General features: G+C 70.2%; 6 protein-coding genes. 4 read left to right on the top strand and 2 right to left on the bottom strand.

Going from position 1 to position 20,713, the window contains the following annotated elements; genetic code table 11:
- Positions 1-72: 72 nt before the first annotated feature.
- Entirely contained in the window at positions 73-240 is a 168-nt protein-coding gene (locus HQ314_RS18060) for a hypothetical protein (protein ID WP_200933864.1), read from the bottom strand.
- Positions 241-403: 163 nt separating this feature from the next.
- Here HQ314_RS18060 and HQ314_RS18065 point away from each other — a divergent pair, with 163 nt between their 5' ends.
- The 4 genes from HQ314_RS18065 to HQ314_RS18080 all read left to right on the top strand — a co-directional run bounded on the left by HQ314_RS18065 (position 404) and on the right by HQ314_RS18080 (position 19,077).
- Positions 404-1,216 (top strand): alpha/beta fold hydrolase, encoded by an 813-nt coding sequence (locus HQ314_RS18065; RefSeq protein ID WP_222650788.1) that lies wholly within the window; start codon positions 404-406, stop codon positions 1,214-1,216.
- 31 nt (positions 1,217-1,247) lie between these two features.
- Entirely contained in the window at positions 1,248-17,372 is a 16,125-nt protein-coding gene (locus HQ314_RS18070) for a non-ribosomal peptide synthetase (protein ID WP_222650789.1), read from the top strand.
- An 86-nt stretch (positions 17,373-17,458) separates the two neighbouring features.
- A complete protein-coding gene (locus HQ314_RS18075) occupies positions 17,459-18,832 on the top strand; it encodes a lysine N(6)-hydroxylase/L-ornithine N(5)-oxygenase family protein (RefSeq protein WP_222650790.1) in 1,374 nt (457 codons plus the stop codon).
- The gene (locus HQ314_RS18080) at positions 18,829-19,077 is read left to right on the top strand and encodes an MbtH family protein (protein WP_027506921.1); all 249 of its coding nucleotides are present in this window, start codon (positions 18,829-18,831) and stop codon (positions 19,075-19,077) included. Before HQ314_RS18075 ends, HQ314_RS18080 begins: the two co-directional genes overlap by 4 nt.
- A 3-nt stretch (positions 19,078-19,080) precedes the next feature.
- Here the strand turns inward: HQ314_RS18080 and HQ314_RS18085 are convergent, their stop codons facing one another.
- A complete protein-coding gene (locus tag HQ314_RS18085) occupies positions 19,081-20,550 on the bottom strand; it encodes a threonine/serine exporter ThrE family protein (protein WP_374197851.1) in 1,470 nt (489 codons plus the stop codon).
- Positions 20,551-20,713: the final 163 nt, after the last annotated feature.

Below are 20,713 nucleotides of genomic sequence, written 5' to 3' on the forward strand. Positions count from 1 at the left end.
CTGCCGCGACGGTGTCAGCACGTGCTTACCCCACTCGCCGAACGCCAATCGGAGTGCAGGAGCGAGCGGCACTCAGGCGCGGACGGGCGGGTTGATCCCCAGCATGGACAGCAGCATGCGGCACTCGTCGGCGTCCGTCGCGTAGGCGGCGACGACGCGACGTGCCATGCGGGCGGTCTCGTCGGACAGGGTCTCGATCTCTTCGTCGGCGATGTCGGTCTCGGCGGGCTCGGTGGCCATGCGGGTCTCCTGGGGTCGAACGATGTGGTGGTGCAGCCCGGTGGGGCGCACTCGCGTACCTGAACTCTACGAGTTCGCGCTCGTTCCCGGCAAAACCGGACGCGCACCGTGACCGGTAGCGTCTGCCCCGAACAGCTGTCGTATCGGAAGAAGGACATCCGCCATGCCCATCGGCACCATCAACGGCATCCGCCTCAACTACACCGTGACGGGCAAGGGTCCGCTCGTCGTGATGGTCATGGGGACGGGCAGCCCCGGCCGGGTGTGGCAGCTGCATCAGGTGCCGGCGCTCACGGCCGCGGGATTCCGGGTGTGCACCTTCGACAACCGCGGCATCGCCCCGACCGACGAGTGCGCGGGCGGCATGACGATGGACGATCTGGTCGCGGACACCGCGGCGCTCATCGAGTACCTGCGGTCCGGCCCCGACGAGAAGGCAGCCGTCGTGGGCACGTCGATGGGTGCGCGCGTGGCGCAGGAACTGGCCTTGACCAGGCCCGACCTGGTGTCGCGAGCGATCTTCGCGGCCGGTCACGCCCGGCTCGACGAGTTCCAGAAGGTGCTCGGCGCCGGCGAGCGCGAGCTGGCTGACAGCTCGGCGACGCTGCCGCCGAAGTACGCGGCCGCAGTGACGGCGGCCCTGAACCTCTCTCCCGCGTCGCTCGCCGACCCCGCGAAGGCACGGGACTGGCTCGACCTGTTCGAGTTCTCCGTGCAGCCGCTGACCCCGGGCCAGCGTGCCCAGCTCTCTCTGGACGAGTCGTTCGACCGCCGGGCCGCCTACCGCGACATCACGGTGCCGTGCCTGGCGATGGGCTTCGCCGACGACCGGATGATTCCCGCCTACCTCGCGCGCGAGGTGGCCGACCTGGTTCCGGGCGGTCGCTACGTGGAGATCGCCGACGCGGGGCACTACGGATACCTGGAGAAGCCCGACGAGGTCAATCAGGCGATTCTCACGTTCCTCCGCGAGTAACGCCGGAAGGGCGTTAGGTTAGCCTACGTTCATGTCTCGGGGATCTGTCGTCACCACCGCTGTGCTGCCGTTGACCGCTGCTCAGACGGAGGTCTGGACCGCGCAGCACCTGCTGGGTGACCGCACCGACTTCGTCATCTCGCTGCTCGTCGAGATCACCGGCCCGCTCGACCTCGACCGTGCGTGTGACGTCATCCGGTCGGTCATCGCCGACGCGGACGCGCTGCACGTGCGATTCGACTTCTCCGGTCCCGAGCCCGTGCAGTACCGCAGTGACGACGAGTGGTCGGTCGGGGTCGTCGACCTACGCGCGGCTGCCGACCCGATGGCCGAGGCGAAGGCCTGGATCGCGGCCGACATCGCGTCGGCGGACACCAGCGGCGCCCGCGATCTCTTCGCGACGGCGCTCCTCCGCCTCGGGGACGAGCACGTGCTCTGGCACCAGAGGTATCACCACGGCATCGTCGACGGCTTCGGCATGTCGATCATCTTCAACGAGGTCCGCGCGCGCTATGCGGATCCTGATCGGGGAGTCGCACCCGCGGGCAGGCCGGAGGCCGCTCGTCCCACCGTATCCGCGTGGGCTCTCGAGCCGCTGGTGGTGGCCGATGCGGAGTACCGCGCGTCCGAGGGTTTCCGTCGCGACCGCGACTACTGGCTCGACCAGATGGCCGACGCCCCCGAGCCGCCGGTGCTGCTGCCCGACGTGCCCGACACGGGGGCTGCGGTCACCGAGCGGGTCTCGGTGCCGATCGACCGCCTCGCCCCGCTGTACGACGTCGCCGAGACGGAGGACGTCCGACGCACCCGCCTCGCGCCGGCGGTGTGGATCGCGTACCTGTCCGCGGTCACCGGCCGTCACGATCTCGTCGTCTCACTGCCGTCGACCGCCCGCGTGGGCCGTCGTGCGCGGACGACGCCGTTCATGGCGTCGACCATCCTTCCCGTGCGACTGCGACTCTCGCCGTCGATGACGGTGGCCGACGTCGCGCGGGAACTGCAGCGGGCATCGATCGGTGCGGTCCGGCACGGTCGCTTCCGCGGGGAGGACATCGCTAGGGAGCTGCGGGACTCCGGCGACCGCGTGGTGCACGGGCCGGGCATCAACGTCCTCATGGTGGAGCACGGCATCGACATCGGCGGTTCGCCGGCGCACATGCACAGCCTCGAGACCGGACCGGTGCGCGATCTCGACGTCACCGTCACCGGCGGCCGGGACGACGAGCCTCTCGTTTTCGACCTGCGCTCGCGCCCCGGTGCCCACGACGCGCTGATCGGCCACCGGGACCGCTTCGAGTGGGTGCTCGATCAGGTTCTCGCGCAGCCGGATCGGACGTTGTCCTCCCTGTCGACGATGTCGGAGCCCGATCTCGATCGCCTACTGCACACCTTCAACGACACCGCGGAACCGTCCGTGTCGACGTCGGTGCCCGCTCTGTTCGCGGCGCAGGTCGCCGCCACCCCCGATGCGGTGGCCGTGGTGCTGGGCGAGCGAACGCTCACGTTCACCGAGCTCTCGCAGCGGGTGCACCAGCTCGCTCATGCACTTCTCGACGCGGGCCTGCCCCGTGAGGGTGTCGTGGCCGTGTCGATGCCGCGCTCGATCGAGATGGTCGTGGGAGTGCTGGCCGCGATGGTGGCGGGCGGTGCGTTCGTCCCGCTCGATCCGGACTGGCCGGCGGATCGCCGCGAGCGGGTGCAGCAGGATGCGGACACCCGCCTCGTTCTCACCGGTGCGGGCCACGAGAAGGGCCGGTGGACCGTCGATCTCGACGACTGGCAGTTCGGCGACGAGCCGACGTCCGCGCCGGACGTCGTGGTGCACGGCTCGCAGCTCGCCTACGTCATCTTCACCTCCGGCAGTACCGGGACGCCCAAGGGTGCCATGATCCGCCACGAGGCCATCTGTGCCCGCATGGTGTGGCAGCGCGATCGGGTGCTCGGTTTCGGACCGGGCGACGCGTCGTTGTTCAAGGCGCCGTTGTCCTTCGACATCTCGGTGAACGAGATCCTGCTCCCGTTGCTGTCGGGTGGCACCCTCGTGATCGCCGAACCGGGAGGCGAGCGGGACGGTCTGTACCTGCTGGATGTCATCTCGCGTCGCCACGTCACCTTCGTCTACCTGGTGTCGTCCATGCTCGACGCGCTGCTGGCCCTCGACACGGACGGATCGTTGTCCGGCCTGCGGCACGTGTGGTGCGGCGGTGAGGTGCTCACTCCGGAGTTGTTCGCGCGCTTCCGCTCTCGACTCGGCACCACGCTGTACCACGGGTACGGGCCCGCGGAGGCCACCATCGGTGTGTCCCATGCAATCTACACGGGCGACGCTCCTCGCATCGCCACGTCGATCGGCCGCCCCAACCCGAACACGCGCCTCTACGTGCTCGATTCGTTGCTGCGCCCGGTGCCGGTCGGCGTCGGGGGAGAGCTCTACGCGGGCGGGTTCCTCCTCGGTCGTGGCTACGTGGGCGCACCGGACATGACCGCGTCGCGTTTCGTGGCCGACCCGTTCGGCCCCGCCGGCGCCCGGCTGTACCGCACCGGCGACCGCGCACGTTGGGCGGAGGACGGCACCCTCGACTTCCTCGGCCGGGTGGACAACCAGGTCAAGATCCGCGGCATGCGCCTCGAGCTCGAGGAGGTGGAAGCCGCGCTCGGCTCGTGCCCCGGTGTGCGACGCGCCGCCGTCGACGTGCGCCGAACCGGCGCGGGCGCGGCGTTTCTCGCCGCCTGGGTCGTGCCGGACGGCGCCGCGCTGACACCGGAGGTGCTGCGCTCGCACTGTGCTCGCGTCCTCCCCGAGTACATGGTGCCGTCCACCTACGTGGTGCTCGATGCCTTCCCCACCACCGCGAACGGCAAGGTCGATCGGCGGGCTCTGCCCGATCCGGAGCAGGTGCGCGGCGACGCCGTGGCCCCGCGGACCGAGCGGGAGCGCGTGCTGTGCGAGGTGATGGCGTCGGCGCTCGGTGTGGAGAGTGTGGGCGTCACGGACGACTTCTTCGCCCTGGGCGGCGACAGCATCGTGGCGATCACGGTGGTCGCGCAGGCCCGCGAACGAGGCCTGGCGATCGGCCCGCGCGACGTCTTCACCCTGCGTACCGCCGAGGCGATCGCCGGCGCGGCTCCGGCGGAGCTGGTGACCGTCGACGACGATCCCGTCGGCGAGGTGGTGGCCACGCCCATCGTCGCGCGGACACTCGAGCACGGCGGCATCGGTGCCGCGTTCCACCAGACCGCCTCCGTGGCACTGCCTCAGGGCACCGACCCGGCTCTTGTGTGTGCGGCCGTCGAGCTCGTCGTCGCCCACCATCCGGCGCTGCGTGCCGTGTGGAGCGAGGGTCTGACCGTGCCCGCCGACACCGTGTCCCCCGAGTTCGGCACGGGCTCCGTCGCGGACACCGTGGCCCGCCTCGATCCGACGCGGCCGGGTGGCATGGTGGCCGTGTCTCTCGAGGCCGACACGCTGATTCTGTCGGTGCACCACCTCGTCGTCGACGGGGTGTCGTGGCGCATCCTGCTCGGGGATCTACTGACGGCACTGGGTGCGCTGAGCGAGGACCGCACGCCCACGCTGCCACCGGTCACCACGTCGATCCGCCGCTGGGCGAGCCTGGTCGCCGATGCCGCGGACGCCGGCCACTTCGACCACGAACTACCCTGGTGGCGTGAGGTTCTGACGACCTCGAGCGACACCGTCGGTGCTCGCACACTCACCGCGGCCGATCGACTGTCGGCGACGCACACGGTCACCACCCCCGCCGACGTCACGGCGGCACTGCTGACCGACGTCGCCACCGCCTACCGCACTGGGCCCACCGAGGTGCTCCTCGCAGCACTCGCCCGCACCCTCGCGTCGTGGGACGGGTACTCGGCGCCGTCGGTCGTCGTGGACGTGGAGGGACACGGCCGTGACATCGAGGTCGTCGAGGCTGCGGGGGTCGAGGCTGCTGGGGTCGATCTGACGCGCACCGTCGGGTGGTTCACCACCGTCCGTCCCGTTGCACTGCCGACCGGTCCGGACCCGGACGCCGATGTCCTGCTGCAGATCCGGGACTCGCTGCGCTCGGCACCCGCGTCGGGCGTCGGATACGGCGCACTGCGGTACCTGCGCCGCGAGCCCGCCCTGGCGGAGGCCGCAGCGCCGAGCGTCCTGTTCAACTACCTCGGCCGCAGTACCGACGTGGGGGTGTCTGTCACCGGCGGCTCCGACCCTGATCAGCCTGCGGCGCACGCGCTGACGATCGACGTGATCGAGACCGGGGGACAGCTCGCCTCGACCCTGCGCTGGGTGCCCGGTGTGGTGGACGACAGCATCGTGGATGCGTGGACCGCCGCACTCGACCGCGTCGCCGCATCTGCGTCGAGCGCCCGCCGCACCCCCGCCGACTTCCCGCTCGCCGCTCTCGGCGCGGACGACGTCGCGGCGCTCCCGGACGACGTCGAGGACGTCCTGCCCCTCACCGCGGTGCAGGACGGCATCTACTTCCACAGCACCTTCGGGGACGCGGACCCGTACGTCGTGGGCCAGGTGGTCGAGATCAGTGGCCCGGTCGACAGTGCCGTGCTCCGCACCGCGCTCGAGCACGTGGTGGCTCGACACGCATCGCTGCGCACCAGCTTCCGACCCCTCGCCGACGGGCGCGTGGTCCAGGTGGTGCACCGCACCGTCGATGTCCCGTTCACCGTGTCCGACAGCACCGTCGACGAGGTGCTGGCCGAGCACGCCGGTGCCGGCATGGATCTGGGCACCGCTCCGCTGGTGCGCTACACCCTCGTCCGCCACGACGAGACCCGCTCGTCCCTCGTGCAGTCGATCCACCACATCGTCGCGGACGGATGGTCGATCCCGATCATGCTGCGCGAGATGCTCGCTCACTACGGGGACACTCCGGTTCTTCCGGCGGTCACGGCACCCGCGGCGTGGGTCCGCCACCTCGCCGAGCGCGACATCGACGCGTCGGCGCGGGTCTGGCGCGCCGCACTCGAGGGTGTCCGCGAGTCGGTACCCGTCCCGGCGTTCGGCGCCGCCGGCAGCGGTACCGCATCCGTCCGGGTCGACCTCTCCTCCGACGTCACCGCCGTGGTGTCGGGACGTGCGCGCGATGCCGCGGTGACGCAGGGTTCCCTGCTGCACGGAGCCTGGGGTCTCGCGCTCGCACGCGCCACCGGTCGACGCGACGTCGTGTTCGGGTCGACGGTGTCCGGACGGTCGGCACCGGTCGCCGGTATCGAGTCCATGGTGGGGCTCTTCATCGACACCATCCCGGCACGATGGAGACTGCGAGCGGACGACACCGTCGCCTCCGCGGTACAGCGCTGGCAGCAGGAGCAGGCCGATCTGCTCGATCACCACCATGTCGGCGTGCCGACGCTGCGTCGTGTCGCGGGCGTGGACTCGTTGTTCGACTCGCTGGTCGTGGTGGAGAACTACCCGTTGGGCGACACCGCCATCGCCGATCCGTCCGGCACCATCGCGTTGACGGGTATTCGGGTCGAGGAGAACTCGCCGTACCCGTTGACGCTCATGGTGATTCCGGGTGATCGGTTGACGCTGGAGCTGAAGTACGACGCGGCGCTGGTCTCGGCAGCGACGGCGCAGTCGATGCTGGACACCGTCGTCGCCGTCGCGACCGCACCGGCCGACACCCTGGTGTCCGCCGTGATGCCGACGGACCGTCCGGCGGTCGTCGACGCGCCCTCGTCCGACAGTTCGACCACCCTGGTGGATCTCCTCGAGGTGCAGCGCCGGACCACCCCGAACGGCGTCGCCCTCGTCCACGGCGAGGAGTCCCTCACCTACGCCGAGCTGCACTTGCGCGCCGAGCGGGTCGCCGCCGGTCTTCGCGAGCGTGGCGCCGGTCCGGGATCGGTGGTGGCGGTGGCACTTCCGCGCTCGATCGATCTGGTGGTCGCACTGCTCGCGGTCGTCCGGTCGGGCGCGGCGTACCTGCCGCTCGATCCGGGGTACCCGGCCGAGCGTCTGGCCTTCATGATCGAGGACGCGCATCCCGCCGCGGTGATCGACGGCGATCTCGCACCGTTCGAGGCCGGGCCGACGGCAGCACCCGGGCCCGCCCCAGCCGACGCCGCGTACGTCATCTACACCTCGGGATCGACCGGCCGTCCCAAGGGAGTGGTGGTGCCGCACAGCGCCATCGTGCCCCGCCTCGAGTGGATGCGCGATCACACTCCGCTCGCCGTGGGCACCCGAGTGCTGCAGAAGACGCCCTCCAGTTTCGACGTCTCGGTCAGCGAGTTCTTCGGACCGCTGGTGTCCGGAGCGACGCTCGTGCTCGCGGACCCGGATGCGCACCGCGACACCGCCCGTCTCGTCGAGGTGATCCGCGCGCAGCAGATCACCTGGGTGCACTTCGTCCCCTCGATGCTCGACGCGTTCCTCACCGATCCGGACGTCGCGACGTGCACGTCGCTGCGCGTGATCGTCTGCAGCGGTGAGGCACTGTCCGCAGAGTCCGCGCGCCGCGTCGGCGAGCTGCTTCCACACGTGCGCCTGGACAACCTCTACGGCCCGACCGAGGCGGCCGTCGACGTCACCGCCGCGCAGGGCGTGCAGAACCACCCCGGCGACGCGGTGCCCATCGGATCTGCGCTGCCCGCCGTCGGGTTCCGCGTACTCGACGGGTGGCTGTCGCCGGTGGGACCGGACGTGCCGGGAGAGCTGTACCTGGCGGGTCCGCAGCTGGCGCGCGGGTATCTTCGCCGCCCCGGTCTCACCTCCACCAGGTTCGTCGCCGGGCCGGACGGGGAGAGGCTCTACCGCACCGGCGACATCGTGCGGTGGCGCGACGGGGCGCTGGACTACCTCGGTCGCGCCGACACCCAGGTCAAAGTGCGGGGCTTCCGTATCGAGCTCGGTGAGATCGACGCGGCGCTGCGCTCGCATCCGTCCGTCGACCGGGCCGCCACGGTGGTGCGCACCGACCGCGGGACCGCGCAGATCGCCGCGTTCGTGGTGGGGTCGGTGGACGAGGCCGCACTGCGGTCGTACCTGGCCGACCGTCTGCCCGGGCACATGGTGCCGACGACGCTGTCCGTGGTGGCTGATCTGCCGACCGGCCCCAGCGGCAAGCTCGACCGGGCAGCGCTGCTGGCCGCCCTACGTGCGGACACTCCGACCACCACGGAGACGGAGTCGGGTCCGGTCGCGCTGCTGTGCACCCACTTCCACACCGTTCTCGGTGGAGCGGCGGTCGGTGAGGACGACGACTTCTTCGCCCGCGGCGGCGACAGCATCCTGGCCATCCGGCTCGTGAACCTGGCGCGGGGCAGCGGTCTCGAGATCAGCGCCCGCGACGTCTTCGAGAAGCGCACTCCGCGTGCGCTCGCGGAGGTCGCACGGGTCGAGACTCCGCAGGCCGCCACGGTCGCGGAGTCCGGTGTCGGGGAGGTGCGCCCGCTCCCCGTGGTGCACCGGCTGTCCGAGTGGTCCGGTAGCACCGATCGGTTCAACCAGTCACTGCTGCTGGTGGTTCCGGCTCCGGTCGACAAGACAACGCCGCAGCGCACCGTCGATGCGCTGGTCCAACATCACGACAGCCTGCGCCTCGTCCTGACCCGTCACCTCCGCGGTGTCTGGACCACCGCGGTGCGCCCCGACGCCTCGGTCACCGTGCACCGCGTCCACGCGGTCGATCTCGACGAGTCTGCGTTCGCCGACCTCGTCGCGCGCGAATCCGATGCCGCCACCGACCGTCTGGCTCCCGAGGCCGGCGCCGTGCTCGAGGTCGTGTGGTTCGACCGTGGCTCCGAGCCCGGCCGGCTGCTGCTCGTCGCGCATCACCTCGTCGTCGACGGGGTCTCGTGGGGCATCCTCGTCGAGGACCTCGCACTGGCGTGGATCGCGCACGACAGCGGCCAGACCCCGACGTTGGACCGCGTGCGGACCTCACTGCGGGAGTATGGGCGCCTGCTCGACGAGAGTGCCCACAGCCCCGCTCGTCTCGCGGAACTGGACCACTGGATCGCCGTCACCGCGCCGGGCGGCGCGCTCATCACCGGCCGACCTCCGGTCTCCCCGCAGACACCGAGAGACACCGACCACGCCGTGGTCGGTCAGGGCGACGTCCGCACCGTCGACGTGTCGTCCGAGGTCACCGCCGAGGTGCTCGCCAGTGTGCCCTCTCTCGTGCGCGGCGACGTCACCGACGTCGTCGCCGCAGCGCTCCGGCTCGCCCTCACCCGGTGGTCTGTCGACCGCGACGTACTGGTCGACCTCGAGCGCCACGGTCGGTCGGACGCGGCGGATCTCTCGCGCACCACGGGGTGGTTCACGTCCATCGCTCCGGTCCGGCTGCGGCCGGGAACCGATCCCGTCACGGTGCTCGCGGAGACGAAGGAGGCCCTGCGTGCGGCGCCCGACGGTGGCCTCGGATACGGGCTCCTGCGCTACGGGAATGCCCGCACCGCAGCCCTTCTCGCGCACGGTGAGCAGTCGCAGATCCTGCTGAACTACCTGGGCCGGGTGCCGGCCGCCGGGTCGGCCCCGTTCGACAGGGCTCCGGAGACCGTGCGTACCGATCCCGATGCCGACATGGGCGGTCCCTACCGTCTGGTGATCAACGCGCACGTGACGGACGGTGCACAGCCGGCTCTCTCGGCCCAGTTCGCCTGGTCGTCCGCGCACCTGTCGTCCGAGGCGGTCACCTCGCTCACCGACGAGTTCCGCACGGCGCTCGGAGATCTCGCGGAGGCCGCCCGCACACACGACGGACCGCCGATCCTCACGCCGTCGGACGTCCCTCTCGTCGACCTCACTCCCGACGAGCTGACGGCGCTGACCGCACAGGGATCCGTCGAGACCGTGTGGCCGTTGACTCCTCTGCAGGAGGGACTGGTCTTCGAGAGCCTGTCCGCGGGGGAGCGCGACATCTACACGGCGCAGTTCGCGCTGGACTTCGATCACCGCCTCGATCTCGATCGGCTGAATAGTGCCCTCGCCGGGCTGCAGCGCCGCCACCCACAGCTGCGCGCAGGGTTCACGCAGACGGCCGCCGGTGTGCCGATGCAGGTCGTGTCGTCGTCGTGCGAGGTGCCCGTGCGCGAGGCACACGCCGGAGACGACGACGAGGCCGAGCGGTGGATGCAGGAGGACCGCGACACCCCGTTCGACCTGTCGACACCACCGCTGTGGCGGGTGCTCGTGCTGCATCTCGACGGTGGGCGCGATCGCCTGGTGATCAACCGACAGTTCCTCGTCTGGGACGGCTGGTCCAACGGTGTGGTGGTGGGAGAGTTGCTCGCCCGCTACGAGAATCCGGGGCTGCCCGCGCCGGCGGACACCGCGTTCGAGCGGTACCTGACGTGGCTCGCGGAACGCGACCGCGTCGCGGCCCGCACCGCGTGGGCGACGGCGATGGCCGGTCTCGACGAGCCGACGCTGGTGGCGCACCGCGCCGCGCCGCCGGTCGGTATCCCGTTGCGTCGACGCGACGAGCTCGGTGCGTCGACGACGGCTGCGCTCGTCGCCGCCACCCGTCAGCGCGGTGTCACGCTCAACGCCGTGGTTACCGCCGCTCTGGCACTGGCGATCTCGTCGGCCACCGGCCGCACCGACGTGGTCTTCGGCATCACGGTCGCGGGCCGACCGCCCGAGGTCGAGGGACTCGACACCGCACCAGGGATGTTCCTGTCGACGGTGCCCGTCCGTACCGTGCTCGATCCCCGCGAGAACGTCGACGCCCTGGTCCGCCGTGTCCAGGGCGACCGCGTGGAGGCGATGGAGTTCGATCACCTCGGTCTCGCCGAGATCATCGAGGTGTCGCCGCACCGCACTCTGTTCGACACGCTCTGCGTGGTGCAGAACTTCGTCTCCGAGGACTCAGCGGCGTCCCTGAACGCAGCGCACGGTGTCGCGGGCACCGACAGCATCGACCACACGAACTATCCGCTCACCGTCGTCGTCACGCCGGGTGCTCGGATCGCCGTGACGGTCGAGTACCGGCCGGAGGCGATCGACGTCGAGCGCGTCGACCTGATCGCGGACGAGTTCACCCGCCTGGTGGCCGGATTCGCGACCGAGGGGTCGCGTTCGGTTCTGCCGGCGCTGCCACGCCTCGACCGACAGGTCGACGAGGTTCCCGATCTCACCGTGACCGAGATGCTGCTCCGCACAGCGCAGAAGGATCCCGACGCGATCGCACTCGTCGCCGGGTCCGAGCACCTCACCTACGCCGGGTTGGCCGGCCGGGTGGAAGGTCTGGCGCGCGTCCTGCTGGGCCGCGGTGCGGGACCGGAGACCGTGGTGGCCCTCGCGTTGCCTCGCAGTCTCGACATGGTGGTCGCGCTGTTCGCCGTGTTGCGCACCGGCGCGGCCTATCTGCCCCTCGAACTCGATCACCCCGATGCCCGTATCCATGCTCTGCTCGACGACGCTCGTCCGCTGTGCACCGTGACCACGGAGGCGGTCGGTCGCCGACTGAGCGGACGCGACGGCATCGTCCTGCTGGGGCCGCTCGACGACGAGTCACCGGTCACCGCAGCCGAACTGGGGGCGTTCGCACCCGGAACGCCGCACCGGCTCGATCACCCGGCCTACGTCATCTACACGTCCGGGTCGACCGGGACGCCCAAGGGCGTCGTCACGCCGTACCGCGGACTGACCAACATGCAGCTGAACCACCGGTCCGCGATCTTCGACCCGGTGGTGGATGCGGCACACGGTCGGACACTGCGGATCGCGCACACGGTGTCGTTCGCGTTCGACATGTCGTGGGAAGAACTCCTGTGGCTCGTCGAGGGTCACGAGGTGCACGTCGCCGACGAGGTGCTGCGCCGCGACGCCGATGCCCTGGTCCGCTACATCGACGAGGAGCGCATCGACGTCATCAATGTGACCCCCACGTACGCATCCCTCCTCCTCGAGACAGGTCTGCTCGACGGGCATCGACCGGCGCTCGTCCTGCTGGGCGGTGAAGCCGTCGGCGACGACGTGTGGTCCGCACTGCGATCCACCGACGGCGTGCTCGGCTACAACCTGTACGGCCCCACCGAGTACACGATCAACACTCTCGGTGCGGGTACCGACGAGAGCGAGACGCCGACGGTCGGGTTGCCGATCCGCGCCACCGAGGCGCACGTGCTGGACGGCTGGCTGCGGCCCGCACCGGACGGCGTGGCCGGCGAGTTGTACATCGCCGGAGCCGGACTCGCCCGTGGCTACGCGGGACGGTTCGGCCTCACGGCGGACCGCTTCGTCGCCGACCCCTTCGGGACGGGGGAGCGCATGTACCGCACGGGTGACCTCGTCCGTCGCCGCGTCGGAACGGAGTTGATCGACTACCTCGGCCGCACCGACGATCAGGTCAAGATCCGCGGTCACCGGGTGGAACTCGGTGAGGTCGCCTCGGTCGTGTCGTCGGTGGCCGGCGTCCGCCGCGCCGCGGTCGTCACCTCGACGGGGCCGGGCGGGCTGGCCCGGTTGATCGCCTACGTCGACACCGACGCGGATGCCGAATCGGTACGGGCGGTCTGCGCCGTGGTCCTGCCGGACTACATGGTGCCCACCGTCGTGCTCGTCTCGTCCTTCCCGATGACCGTCAACGGCAAGCTCGACGTCGCCGCACTGCCGGCGCCGGACGAGAGTGCCGTCGACGCTGTGCCGCCGCGGACCGAGGTCGAACGGCTGCTGTGCAACGTGTTCGACGACGTGCTCGGCCGCCGCGGCACCGGGATCCACGACGACTTCTTCGATCTCGGTGGCCATTCACTTCTGGCGACTCGCGTCGTCGGCCGTGCACGGACCGCGCTCGGCACCGAGCTGAGTGTGCGCGATCTGTTCGCCGCGCCGACCGTGGCGGGTCTCGCCGCGCTAGTCGGATCGCGAGGCGATGACGCGCGGCCGGCTCTGCGTCGGTACGACCGGCCGGATGTCGTGCCCATGTCGGCTGCGCAGCAACGGCTCTGGCTGCTGCATCAGCTGGATCCGGACTCGGCCGCCTACAACTTTCCGATCGTCCTGCCGCTCCCCGAGCAGGTGGACGAGGATGCGTTCCGGCTCGCCCTCGCCGACGTCGTCGAACGGCACGAGTCGCTCCGCACCGTCTTCGGCGATGCGGACGGCGTTCTGGCGCAGCATGTCCTGTCGACAGCGTCACCGGAGTTGTTCGTTCACGAAGGCGATGCCGCCGCCGTGGTCGCCGAGATGACGGCGCGGCCGTTCGATCTGCGCCGGGAGATTCCTGTCCGCGCGGCGCTGATCCGGAACGAGGACACCTCGTGCGTCGTCGTGCTCGTCCTACACCACATCACGACCGACGAGTGGTCGGACCGGCCGCTGCTGGCCGACCTGATGGCGGCCTACGCCGCGCGACTGTCCGGTGACACGGATGCCCGCCCTCCGCTGCCCGTGCAGTACGCGGACTACACGCTGTGGCAGGCCGACCTGCTCGGCGACGCCGCAGATCCGGAGTCGCTCGCGGGGCGCCAGCTCGCCTACTGGCAGTCCGCCCTGGCCGGCGCTCCCGACGAGATCGAACTCGCGACCGACCGGCCGCGTCCGCCGCGGCCGAGTCATCGCGGATCGGTGGTGCGTCGCACCGTCGATCCCGAGACCGTGCGCGCCCTGCGGACACTCGCGCGGAGTCTCGACGCGAGTGTCTTCATGACCCTGCACGCGGCGTCTGCGGTGCTGCTGCACCGGATCACCGGGTCCGACGACATCGTGCTCGGCGCCCCGGTGGCCGGGCGCGGTGAGGAGGGGCTCGACCAGCTCGTCGGGTTCTTCGTCAACACGCTGGTTCTGCGCACCGCGGTCGACGGTCGCTCCACGCTGCAGCGGGCGGTGGAGGAGGCGCGCAGCGTCGACCTCGAGGCCTTCGCGCACGCGGATGTGCCGTTCGACGCGGTGGTCGCGCGGGTCGCTCCCGAGCGCAGCATGTCGCGGAACCCGCTGTTCCAGGTCATGATCAGCCACCACACCGGTCCGCTCGGCAACGGTGACGCGGCGCTGATGACACCGGCGAAGTTCGACCTGGTGTTCAACTACACCGAGGATCTCACCTCGGACCGCCTGGTGCTCGAGCTCGAGTACGCCGAGGATCTGTTCGACGCGTCGACCGCCGAGGCCGTCACAGCACGTCAGCTCGCGGTGCTCGACGCACTGGCGACCGACGCCACGGCGGTGGTCGACGACGTCGACATCTTCCTGCCCACCGAGCGCGACGACGTCCTCCGGCGCTTCAACGACACCGCCCGTGCGGTGCCCGAGGAGTCGCTGTTCGAGTCGTACCTGCGGTGGGTCGAGACCACTCCGGACGCGATCGCTGTGGTCGACGAGATCACGACGTGGACATACGCGGATCTGCACGAGCACGTCCTCGACATCGCCGCGGAGTTGCAGCGGCGCGGTGTCGGCCCCGAGGCCGTGGTCGCGGTCGCGGTGCCGCGGTCGGTGTGGACCATCGCGGCGACCATGGGGGTCCTCGCGGTGGGCGCGGCGTATCTCCCGCTCGACCTGAAGCATCCTGCGGACCGGCTCGAGTACATGGTCACCGATTCCGGGGCGACCCTCGCCCTGACGTCGGCCGCGGCCACCGCGCAGGTGCCGTCCGCGGCCGAACACGTCCTCGTGGAGGACATCCCGCCGTCGACCGGTGTCGAGCTCGCGCGACCGGCCTCGCTCGAACTCGCGGCGTACGTCATCTACACGTCCGGTTCGACCGGACGCCCCAAGGGTGTCGTGGTGCCGCACGAGGGCATCTCGTCACTCGTGGCCACGGCGGAGGACCGCATGCGACTCACCACCGGATCGGTGGTCCTGCAGTTCGCGTCGGTCGGCTTCGACGTCGCGGTCTTCGAACTCGCCATGGCCCTGTGCACGGGATCGCGACTGGTGATCGTGCCCGACGACGCGCGTGTGGCGGGTCCCGAGCTCACCGACTTCTGCGCCGAGCACGGGGCGACCCACGCGATCATCCCGCCGTCGCTCATGGCGGCGCTCCCGCCGGGATGCGCACTGCCGGAGGGGTGCACCGTGCTCGTCGGTACCGAGACGGTGCCGCCCGCGGTGATCTCCGCCTGGTCCGAGCATCTGAACCTGCTCGCGGCGTACGGACTGACCGAGGCGACGGTCAACAACACTCTGTGGCAGGCCCGTCCGGGCTGGACGTCCTCCGTGCCCATCGGCGTGCCCGATCCCAACGAGCGCGCGTACGTGCTCGACGATCGGCTGCGGCCCGTCCCGGTCGGGGTGTCGGGGGAGCTGTACATCGCCGGCCGCGGGCTGGCGCGCGGGTACCTCGGGCAGCCTGGGCTCAGTGCCCACCGCTTCGTGCCCGATGTCGCCGCTCCCGGCGGCAGGATGTACCGCACCGGCGACCGGGCACGCTGGCGTGCCGACGGCAATCTCGACTTTCTCGGCCGCGTAGACGATCAGATCAAGGTGCGGGGGTTCCGGATCGAGCCGGGCGAGATCATGGCCGCGATGGCGTCGTTCGACGGTGTCGATCAGACCGCGGTCGTCGTGCACGAGTCGTCCGGGGTGAGTCGCCTCGTCGGATACGTCACCGGGCGTGACGATCTCACGGGCGACGCGCTGCGGACGCACGCGGCGACGGTGCTGCCGGACTACATGGTGCCCACTCTCGTCGTGGTGGTCGACGGGACGTTGCCGTTGACACCCAACGGCAAGTTGGACCGAGCGGCGTTGCCGCAGCCGGAGTGGTCGTCGGTGGTCGGCGGTCGGGCTCCCACCACGGACGTCGAGCGTGCGCTGGTGCGTAGTGCCGCAGCAGTTCTGGGCCTGGACGAGCTGGGGACGGACGACGACTTCTTCGCTCTCGGCGGTCATTCGATGGCCGCGATGCAGTGGGTGTCGGCCGTCCGCGCCGAACTCGACGTCGACATCTCGGTGCGCGACGTGTTCGAGGCGTCGACCGTCCGCGCCTTGGCGGAGCGACTCGCCGATCGCGGTGGACACGAGGGACCGCACCTGACGGCGCACGCGGACAGGCCGGATGTCGTGCCGCTGAGTCCGATGCAGGAGACCAGGCTGCAGAACGGGCACGTGGTGCAGGCCGACCACGCACTGGTTCTCGAGCTGCCCGACGTGGACGCGGCGGTGCTCGCCGCCGCGGTCCGCGATGTCGCAGAGCGGCACGAACCGCTGCACTCGGTTCTGGTGCCGGGCGAGGGGTCCGCACTCGGCGACCCGGTGGCGCTCGAGACCGTCGACGTCGGGGCAGACGACATCCGCCGCCGCGCCTACGAGATCGCACAGGAACCCCTGCATCTGACGCAGCGACCCGGTCTGCGAATCATGCTGCTACGGAACGATTCCAGGGAAGTAATAGTTCTCCTGGTCATGCACTACTGGGCCGTCGACGAGTGGTCGGTCGTCCCGTTGCTCACCGATCTGATGCACGCTGCGCAGGCGCGCTCCGGTGCCGAGGCGCCGGAATTCATGCCGCTACCGCTGCGGTACAGCGACGTCGCGCGCTGGGCCGTCGCCCGACGGGACGCCGACGACTCGGCGATCGCGTCATGGCGCGAGACCCTGGACGGTGTGCCGAGTCGGGTGAGTCTTCCGATCGCGCTGGGGGAGTCGGGGTCCGACGCCGTCGCGATCGACATCGATGTCGACGTGGTGCGAGCACTGCGCAGCATCGAGGGTGCGGGTCTCGTGTCGGTTCTGCATGCTGCCTTCGCGCTCGCTCTCACCGACCTCGGTGCGGGTGAGGACCTGGCGATCGCCACGATGGTCGCCGGCCGCGACGACGAGAGCACGCACGCCATGGTGGGTGCGTTCGCCGACGTCGTGCCGATCCGCACGCGAACAGGATCCGATCTGGCGACGGTCGCTCGTCGGGTGCAGGCGGAGACCGTCGCGGCCCTGAGCCGTTCCGGTCCTTCCTATGTCGACATCGTCGAGGGCGCCGGCGTGCGCGAGATGCACCGTCCGCAGTTCCTGGTGGTGCACCACCACGTCGCAGATCTCGGCGACGCCGGCGCGGCACTCCTGCCGGTACCCGTCGGTCGACCGTGGGCCGACCTGACGCTGAGTGTCCACGAGGGCGAATCGGACCACGACGCTGCACTTTTCGCGCAGCTGCAGTTCGCTGCGGGTGCCGATCGCGGGGCGATCGGTCGGTTCGTGGAACGGCTCACTCTGCACCTGCGATCGGTCGTCGAGGGCTAGTGGACCAGCAAAGGCTAGGCTAAGCTGACCGACGGTCCCGACGTCCACGCGACGATCCGATCCGGGACGGAACGGGTGGGAGAAGCATGAGCAGTCCAGAAGTACTCGACGTCGTGGGTGTCGGTTTCGGACCTGCGAATCTCGCGCTGGCGATCGCGATCGAGGAACACAACGAGACGTGCGCGGAGCACGAGCGCGTCCGGGCGGTGTTCGTGGAACGTCAGGAGAGCTTCGGGTGGCATCCCGGCATGCTGATCGACGGCGCGACGATGCAGATCGCGTTCCCGAAGGACCTGGTCACGTTCCGCAATCCGCGGAGCGGGTTCACGTTCTTCAACTATCTGTACGAACGCGACCGGCTGGTGGACTTCGTCAATCACCAGACGTTCTTCCCGACGCGGCACGAGTTCCACGACTACCTGTCCTGGGCTGCCGACCGTGTCGACGCCGACGTCCGCTTCGGCACGTCGGTCACGGACATCAGGCAGGACGGCGACGTCCTGACCGTCCGGTGCGACGACGGCACAGTCGTGCGCACCCGCAACGTCTCCGTCGGCGCCGGGTTGACCCAGCGGGTCCCCGAGTGGGCATCGCTGTCCGCACGGTGCTTCCACAACCACGATTTCCTGCCACGTATGGCCGAGCTGCCGAAGCCGACCCACGGACGGTTCGTGGTGCTGGGCGCCGGCCAGTCGGCAGCCGAGGTGGTGCAGTACCTGCACGGTCACTACCCGCACGCCGAGGTCCACAGTGTCTTCACGCGGTACGGCTACAGCCCCGCCGACGACAGTCCCTACGCCAACCGCATCTTCGATCCGTCCGCGGTCGACGAACTGCACCGGGCACCGGCCCTCGAGCGGGAGCGGCTCATCGCGCTGCACCGCAGCACCAACTACTCGGTCGTCGACATCGAGCTGATCGAGGAGCTCTACCGCGCTGAGTACGCGGAGCGCGTCAGCGGTCACCGCCGGCTGTTCATGCGCCGCGCGTCCACCATCGACGGCGTGGTCGAGACGGCCGACGGCATCGAGGTGACCATCCGGGACAGCATCGACGGCATCGCCGACACCCTCGACTGCGACGCGCTCGTGCTCGCGACCGGCTTCCGGCCCGCGCCTCTGCGCCCGCTCCTCGGCGAACTGGCGCCCGAGGACGGCGGCCCCCGCGTCGTCACACGCGACTATCGCCTGCTGGCGACACCGGAGGCCGACACCGCCGGTGCACCCGGTGTCTACCTGCAGGGCGGCACCGAGACCACGCACGGCATCACGTCGTCGTTGCTCTCGAATGTCGCGATCAGATCCGGAGAAATCCTGAACTCCATCGTTGCGAGGCGTGCCGGTGGCGCGGTCCTTGCTAGGGTCGACACCGGTTCCACAGGCGCGGCGACCCGCGCCGAGACCGACAAGGCCCGCCGGGAACGCCCGGCATCGACGTTTGCAGTGAGCGAGGCAAGATGAGCACCAACCCGTTCGACGACGAAGACGGACGCTTCTACGTGTTGGTCAACGACGAGGATCAGCACTCGTTGTGGCCCACCTTCGCCGAGGTGCCCCAGGGATGGCGCGTCGTGTTCGGCGAGGAGAGCCGGGCAGCGTGCCTGGAGTACGTCGAGAAGAACTGGACCGACATGCGTCCCCGCAGTCTCCGCGAGGCCATGGAAGAGGACGCCGCGGGTCGTCACCGCGTCGAGAATCCCTCCTGATCTCTACTTCCAGCGCACTGCGGACCGTCTCCGCGACCTGACCGGAAGCTTCGAGCGCACCGAGTCCGCGCGGCCCAGTCTCATGATGGGTCGACGCAGGGACTCGGTGCGTTCGACTATGCGGGGGCGGCGCAGTGTGCGCGCACCCCATTCGCCCAGCGTGACGCCGCCGGCCAGTGCGCCGCCCGTGCCCACCGCCGCCAGCAGTGCGCTGAGGCCCAGCAACGTCTGATCGTTGAGCAGGGCGAAAAGGCCGCGGTACACCGACAGACCCGGCAACAGCGGGGTGATACCGGCGACGGCGACGATCAGCGGCGGGATCAGGGCTCGGCGAGCCATGAGACCACCGGCGAAGCCGACCACCGTCGCGGCGATCGCGGACGAGAGCACCGGCCCGAAGCCGACCTGCTGCGCGATGAGGAACACCAGCGCACCGGCGAAACCGCCGGCGAACGCCGCCGTGAGACCTCGGCGCTCCGCGTAGCAGGCCAGTGCGTAGAAGAGGGCCGCGAAGGCGCCGGCCAGCACCTTGGTGGGCACCTGGGCGAGGTCCGGAGGCGCGACGTTGCTCATGACCGGCAGCTCGGCGCCCAGCAGCGCCGCCAGTCGCAGGGTCGTCGCCACGCCCGCGATGATGCCGCCCGTCATCATCAACAGCTCGAAGAAGCGGGCCGCGGCGGTGATCGGGGCGCCCGTGATGGCGTCCTGCACCGAGCCGACCAGCGACAGCCCCGACAACAGCACTGTCACGCCGGCCGCGATGACCTGGGACGGCAGGATCGAGATGCCCAGTTGTTCCTGGAAGTTGTACAGCGTGATGGCGGGCGCCGACGCGATGAAACCGCCGACCACCTGCTGGAAGAAGAAGGGCAGACCGGCACGGTTCAGCACTCGGCCGACGCGGTCGATCACCATCGTCGACAGGAAGCTCACGGCGGCCACCAGCACACCGCCGCCGAGCAGGACGGAGATCGCCGCGGCCATGCCCGCCCACGCCAGGGTGGCGATCCACCGGTTGTAGGGGTGCGGTGCCCGGGTGACCTCCTTCAGCTCCGCCAGCGCGACCGCCGGTGTCGGCACCTCCAGGCGGATCTTGCGGGCGAGAGCGTCCACGTCGGCCAGGCGCGTGAAGTCCATGGACCGGTAGTGCACGATGCGCATCGTGCTTGCCGGGGGGAGGGTCGGGCCGCGGTAGGCGCTGATGACGATCGAGTTGTAGGTGACGTCCACGTCGCACCGGGCCAGGCCGTATGTCGAGGCGATGAACTGCACCTGGTTGGCGGTGTCGATGGCACCGGTCCCGGCGGCCAGGGTCACCTCACCGACACGCACCGCGAGGTCGAGCACCTCCGACACGCTGGCGTCGTCGGTGAGGTCGATGGGCTGGAGCGGACTGGGTGCACCCGCCGGAGTGTCGACGATGGCGCGTCGCTCGCCTGTCATGCGTCGTAACGTCGACGCGAAGCCCTGCAGGTAGGTCATTCCTTCTCTCGGTCCGCTCTCGTGTCCGGTTGTCCCGACGAAGGTACCGGGTCCACCCGGGTGTTCCCTGACCGAGGCGGCTCACGCCCGCACACCGTTTTCGGCGTCCGGATGCGCCCACTCGTGGCACAGTGCTGGAACCACGTCGACCGTC

The organism is Rhodococcus sp. BP-332 (genome assembly GCF_019836065.1).
Taxonomy (GTDB): domain Bacteria; phylum Actinomycetota; class Actinomycetes; order Mycobacteriales; family Mycobacteriaceae; genus Rhodococcoides.

Bases quoted from the DNA above. Each gene is read 5' to 3' on its own strand.
- HQ314_RS18060 (WP_200933864.1), bottom strand. From the start codon at position 240: ATGGCCACCGAGCCCGCCGAGACCGACATCGCCGACGAAGAGATCGAG.
- HQ314_RS18065 (WP_222650788.1), top strand. From the start codon at position 404: ATGCCCATCGGCACCATCAACGGCATCCGCCTCAACTACACCGTGACG.
- HQ314_RS18070 (WP_222650789.1), top strand. From the start codon at position 1,248: ATGTCTCGGGGATCTGTCGTCACCACCGCTGTGCTGCCGTTGACCGCT.
- HQ314_RS18075 (WP_222650790.1), top strand. From the start codon at position 17,459: ATGAGCAGTCCAGAAGTACTCGACGTCGTGGGTGTCGGTTTCGGACCT.
- HQ314_RS18080 (WP_027506921.1), top strand. From the start codon at position 18,829: ATGAGCACCAACCCGTTCGACGACGAAGACGGACGCTTCTACGTGTTG.